At 65.0% G+C, this 5333-nt stretch carries 6 protein-coding genes and 1 pseudogene; 2 read left to right on the top strand and 5 right to left on the bottom strand.

Features of this window, described 5'->3' with window-relative positions:
- Positions 1–346 precede the first annotated feature (346 nt).
- From WDW90_RS34500 to WDW90_RS34485, 4 genes are all read right to left on the bottom strand, one after another.
- Positions 347–601, bottom strand: a complete 255-nt coding sequence (locus tag WDW90_RS34500) for a hypothetical protein (protein WP_336492228.1) — start codon at positions 599–601, stop codon at positions 347–349.
- Positions 602–655: 54 nt separating this feature from the next.
- Complete coding sequence (locus WDW90_RS34495; protein WP_336492227.1) at positions 656–1048, bottom strand: Crp/Fnr family transcriptional regulator; 393 nt, start codon at positions 1046–1048, stop codon at positions 656–658.
- Positions 1049–1204: 156 nt separating this feature from the next.
- Positions 1205–1423 carry a cyclic nucleotide-binding domain-containing protein gene (locus WDW90_RS34490; RefSeq protein WP_336492225.1) on the bottom strand — a complete coding sequence of 73 codons (219 nt, stop codon included), beginning with the start codon at positions 1421–1423 and terminating at the stop codon, positions 1205–1207.
- Between the two features lie 103 nt (positions 1424–1526).
- Positions 1527–2669, bottom strand: a complete 1143-nt coding sequence (locus WDW90_RS34485) for a histidine kinase dimerization/phosphoacceptor domain -containing protein (protein WP_336492224.1) — start codon at positions 2667–2669, stop codon at positions 1527–1529.
- A gap of 538 nt (positions 2670–3207) precedes the next feature.
- Between WDW90_RS34485 and WDW90_RS34480 the strand changes: the two are divergent.
- A pseudogene (locus WDW90_RS34480) lies at positions 3208–3332 on the top strand (recombinase family protein); the annotation flags it as partial.
- Positions 3333–3414: 82 nt separating this feature from the next.
- The gene (locus tag WDW90_RS34475; RefSeq protein ID WP_431311185.1) at positions 3415–4356 is read left to right on the top strand and encodes an ISAs1 family transposase; all 942 of its coding nucleotides are present in this window, start codon (positions 3415–3417) and stop codon (positions 4354–4356) included.
- Here the strand turns inward: WDW90_RS34475 and WDW90_RS34470 are convergent.
- Positions 4335–5108 carry a recombinase zinc ribbon domain-containing protein gene (locus WDW90_RS34470; RefSeq protein ID WP_431311184.1) on the bottom strand — a complete coding sequence of 258 codons (774 nt, stop codon included), beginning with the start codon at positions 5106–5108 and terminating at the stop codon, positions 4335–4337. The two genes, WDW90_RS34475 and WDW90_RS34470, sit on opposite strands and share 22 nt — an antisense overlap.
- Positions 5109–5333 lie beyond the last annotated feature (225 nt).

The following is a 5333-nucleotide window of genomic DNA, read 5'->3' as shown; positions in this document are numbered from 1 at the left end:
CGATGGACGAACAGCGGCGCGAACGCCAGGATGATCCCGGCGAAGCGGGTGGGCAGGGGGGACATGGCGGTGTCTCTTGCAGGAAACAGCGCCAGCCTACCCGTCATGCCCGCTTCGTCACCTCAGCCCACTCGACTCGCCGCAAATGGCCAAAGTCGAGCTGAGGGGGCAACACGCGCGGCCGGTGCCTGCCACCCCGTGCGTCTCGGGGCGCGCGACGATGCTGCGCGTTGCGAGCAGAAAGCGGCAATCACTTAGGGCAAGTGGACGGGAGCGAAGCCGGCGACGTGGATCCAGTCGGCGTGCGGGGAGCTTCGCGGATTGGGCGTTATGGAGCATCCTCTGCTCAGCCGTGCGCTGAGGTGCCAGCCATCCGCCGCATGATCCAGCTCTGCGCCTCGTCGAGGCCCGTGAATTTGGGGTTGAGCCGATCCTCGACCGGTCCGAACCCTTGCTCCAGGAACCACATCCCGGCCTCGTCGCCGTACTCGTCCGAGAGATGCGTCAGGATTGCGACGAGAGCGCCATCGACGAACACGAGCTGGCTCTCGGTATTGCCGCCGCGCATCCTGACACGGACAGGCTGCAAGTGCAGGCTCATGCAACCGCTCGCTTCCAGACGCAGGTACGTTAGGACCAATCTCGGGGGCACGCCTCAGTTCATTCCAGAGGGCGGCGCATCGTTCTGGCCTACGCTCCTGCTCACCGCGCGGGGGGCCTGCTGCCTGGGCTCCAGGTGCAGGTAGTTCGGGTTGAACTCGGCAAAGGCCTTCAGGCGCTCCACGTCCGGGATGCTCAGGCTCTTGCCTTTGGACACGATCAATCCCTGGCCCCGCAGGTCCTGCAGCACACGGTTGATGTGCACGTTCGACAACCCCGCCGTGTCGCCGAGATCGATCTGGGTGATCGGCAACTCGTAGCTGTTGCCCGTCGCGAACCCGACAGCCTGCAGGCGTACCAGCACCTCGCACAGGATATGGGCGACGTGCCGGTCGGCCGGGCGCCGGCCCATGGTGACCAGCCACTCGCGCAAGGTTGCCGCGTCCACCAGAAGGCGCGGTTGATGGTCGGGTAGTGGGTCGTGAGGTCCAGGATCGTCTCGCGCGGGATGACGACCACCTCGCAGTGCGAGAGCGTGCCGATGGAATGGTCCATCTCGCCCAGGATGGCGACGTGCAAGTCGCACATGTCGCCGGGCACGAGGTTAGGCCATGATGGAGCGCCCGCCGTCCGGCAGCAGCTTGTAGCGGCAGGCAAAGCCCTTCTGGACGAGGTAGACGTGCTCCGGCGCGTCGCCTTCGGAGATCAGGTCCTCGCCCGCCGGCACGTACCGCACCTTGGAGCTGGCCCGGGTCAGGGCCTCCTTGTCCGCGTCCGAGAGCGCAAAGCGCCCTTCGAGCTTGCTGATGAACGGATTGGACATGTGCGCCTGTCAAGCGAAGCGCCGGAGTCGCGCAGTAGGTTAACCCAGGCTGCCGTGATCCGTTGCGGCAACGTGAGATGTCGGACCAAAGCCGCACACACCTTCAGCGTGGCGTGAACTCCAGGCAGAGCGCCGTGCCGCCTACGGACGACCAGTGCGGCCTCGCGCCGATCTGACGGGCCAGCGCCTCGATCAGCCGCATGCCCGTGCCGGAGCCCGGCGTGGCCGCTTGAGGCTCGCTCGGCAGTCCCTTGCCGTTGTCGCGGATGCGGACCCGGAAGGCGCCCTGCTCCAGCGCCTCGACGCTGATGGCGATCACGCCGCCTTGTCCGTCGAAGGCGTACTTCAGGCTGTTGGTGACGAACTCGTTCAGGATCAGCCCGAGCGGCACCACCGTGTCGGGACCAAGGTCCACCTCCTCCACCTCGATCTCCAGCCGTACCTTGCCGGACTGGCCCTGGTGCATGTGGCAGAGGTTCTCGATGAGCCGCATCACGTAGGGCCGCAGGCGCAGGCGCTCGGCCGAGTTGGCGGCATAGAGCAGCTCGTGCACGAGCCGCAGCGCCTCGACCCGCTCGCCGACCGCTGCCAGTTCCTGGCGAGCCTCGTCGGAGCCCACTTCCTTGACCCGCATGCGCACGAGGGAGGTGATGATGCCGATGTGGTTCTTGATGCGGTGCTGCAGCTCCTGCAGCAGGTGCTTGTTGGCATCGAGTGCCACCTGCAGGTCGTGGACCTTGAACAGGCGGTCGATCACCGGCCCGAGAATGGTGGCGTAGGTGCGCAGGAACTCGATGTCTTCCTGAGCGAAGTCGCGCGGCTCGCTCGCATCCACCTGCAGCAGGCCAAAGGCCTTTCTGCCGAGCAGGAAGATCGGCACGTTGACCAGCGCGACCACACCAGCCTTCTTCATGAACTCGGGAACCTCGAAGCGCTCCTCCGTGTGGATGTCCTGCGTGATGACAGGCTTGCCTTCCTTGATCGCGAACGTCTCGGAGGAGTGCTCCTTCATAGGCAGGCGGACATGACCCACCACGTCTGTGTCCCAGCCGACGCCGGCCCGCACGAACAGGCATTGCCCGTGCTCCTGGATCTCCAGGACCTTGGCGCGATGGGTGCCGAGTGCCTCACCCACGAGGCGGCAGGCTTCGGTGAGCACCTCGTCGAGATCCTCGCTGCACAGGGCGAACTCACCGAAGTTGGCCAGCACCTGCTGGCGCCTCATCATCTGCTCGTGATCCGGCATCACAGTTTCCCGGCGCTGAGGGAGCACGCGCTCATCGGCAAGGAACGACGTTTCAGAACCTGCGCAGCACCTCGGCTACTCCGTTGAACACGCGAACCGGCGCTGGGTCCATGCTCGTTCCAATAGGGCTTGCCCGTGTGAATCGGCTCGCTTCCACCGAAACCCCTTTCCAAGGGGGTGCCCCAGCAGTTCGGAACGCGAGCTTAGCCGGGGTATAAGACCCCATTGGAACGCGCATGCGCCTCGCGCATGTCTCGGCTTGTCCGTTGAGGTATACCGCAGCGGGCAGCGCTGACACCGATTGAAACCCTGTCCGTTAGGCTTGGGTCCGGCCAGCGGACAATCTTCCTTACGGACTACGCCCCAAAGGACGGCCCAGGCTCTCTTAGCCCCGCTGGAATGGATGGCAGGAAAACGACCGTTTTCCTGTCACCCGCGAGGAGCCCCTCGCGAGCCCTCCCAAACGGTCCCGTTTGTGTCAGGAAACCGTGACTGGAAAACTACTGACAGGAAAACGTGGCTGAGCCACTATCCTGACATGCTCGTCGGCTACGCCCGTGCCTCGACCCAGGACCAGAACCTCGACCTCCAGCGCGACGCGCTGACAAAGGCCGGCTGTCAAAAAACTTTGAGGAGAAGAAGTCCGGCAAGGCCGGCACCAAGCCAGGGCTAACGCATGAAATTTCTGTCGTGGGCCTGAGCCTGATGAATGATGACGTGCCCTCTCGCTGGCGAAGAGAGGATCATGTCCATCGAAAGCCTGGTTCAGCATTTCAGTGTTGTTGAGGATCCGCGCTGCGAGGGCAAAATCGAGCATCGCCTGATCGACATTCTGGTGGTTGCCGTCTGTGCCGTGATCGCCTGTGCTGAGAGCTGGGACGACATCGCGCTCTACGGCCGCAGCAAGCTGGCGTGGCTGCGCACCTTCTTGGACCTGCCAAACGGCATCCCCTCGCACGATACCTTCCGGCGTGTGTTCATGCTCATCGATCCCGATGCCTTCGAGCGCGGGTTCGCGGCCTGGGTTGGCTCGCTCGTGGACGGCTTTGAGCGCGAGGTGATCGCCATCGATGGCAAGACGCTCCGGCGCTCGTTCGATCGGAGGCGGGAGCGATCCCCCTTGCATCTGGTGAGCGCCTGGGCGAGCGAGCAGGGCCTCGTGCTGGGCCAGCGTCGTGTCCATGAGACGTCCAACGAGATCACAGCCATCCCGGAACTGCTGGACCAGCTCGCGTTGGAGAGCAGCATCGTGACGCTGGACGCCATGGGCTGTCAGACCGCAATCGCCGAACAGATCTTGGCGCGCGGGGCCGACTACCTGCTGGTTCTCAAGGCCAATCACCCGCTGGCCTACGAGGCCGTAGCCAAGCATTTCGATCAGGCCTGCTTCCGCCGTGGCGCTCCTCATCGGGCCGCTTGTGACACCTTTGACGAGGCGCATGGCCGCTTGGTTCGTCGACGGGTGTTTGCCAGCACCAAGGCGGCCAGTCTGGAGGCGCTGAGCACGTGGCCCAACCTGCACACCGTTCTTGCCGTCGAGTCACTGCGCAGTACCAACGGCACTCCCAAAGTTGAAACCGAGATCCGCTACTTCCTATCGAGCTGTCGAGACGATCCGATGTCCTCGGTCGGGCGATCCGCAAGCACTGGGCGATCGAGAATGCATTACACTGGGTCCTCGAAGTAGTCTTTACGCAATTGGCAAAAGCGGACGTGCTCGCTGTCCGGGCTGGTCGGGAGGACGTAGCGGATCTCGACCTCGGCGCCTGTGACGACCACGCGGTCCACGAGCAGCATCACCAGTTGGCGACGCTGCTCGAAGTCGGCTTGGGCCAGTCCACCCTGCACGCGGGCCCGGAACGCCTCCAGTGAGGCCGTCACGCCCGCGAGGTGTTGTCGGCGCGCCGTCTCGTCGCGCAACTGATCCTCCTGCGCGGACAGCGCCTGCACGCGTTGCTCCAGGTCGCGCCGACGTCGCTCATATTCGTCGAGCGGGATGATCGCGTGCAGGTAGGCATCGGTCAGCCGCTCCAGCTGCTGGTGCAGATGTCCCCGACCCCGGCACAGCGTCTCTCGCCGTGCGAGCAGATCCTGCGGCAGCCACGCTCCACCGTGCGCCCGCGCGACCGCTATGGCGAGCGGCTCCGGTTCGGACAGGAGCGCGCAAAGATCCGCCCACACCACGTCGTCGAGCTGCCGGGCGGGCGTGTACCGCGCCGAGCAAGGCGTGGCGCGATGCGAGAAGGTGCTGTGCCCTTTGCCGTTGCAGAGATAGTAGAGGTTGCGCCCGTTCACCGCGCGGCCCGTGCAGGCCAGACCGCAGCAGCCGCAGCTCACCAGGGCCCGCAGCAGGTAACGGTGGGCCGTGTTGTTGCGCCGGGCGAAGCCGCGGTTCGTCGCCAGCTTGGCCTGCACGACGTCGAAGTGCTCCCGGCTCACCACGGCGGGCACCTGCCCGACGAGAAGCCACGTGCCGCTTGGCTGCGGCACGGCACTGCCGTGCGGACGACCGAGCGGGTGCGTCGCCGAGCGGCGCTGCGTCGGGGCACGATACTGCGTGCGCTGAGAGTCTGTCCGGCATCATGATGTTTTCTGACAGAGCTTTCGGGTCATGAGGCGGATGGAGGCCAAGAGGACGAACGCTCGTCCTTTCCGGCTTTTGCA

It is taken from the genome of Methylobacterium nigriterrae (genome assembly GCF_037106235.1).
In the GTDB taxonomy this organism is placed as follows: domain Bacteria; phylum Pseudomonadota; class Alphaproteobacteria; order Rhizobiales; family Beijerinckiaceae; genus Methylobacterium; species Methylobacterium nigriterrae.
The sequence above is the reverse complement of the archived record's forward strand: the minus strand, read 5'-3'. Positions and strand labels throughout refer to the sequence as shown.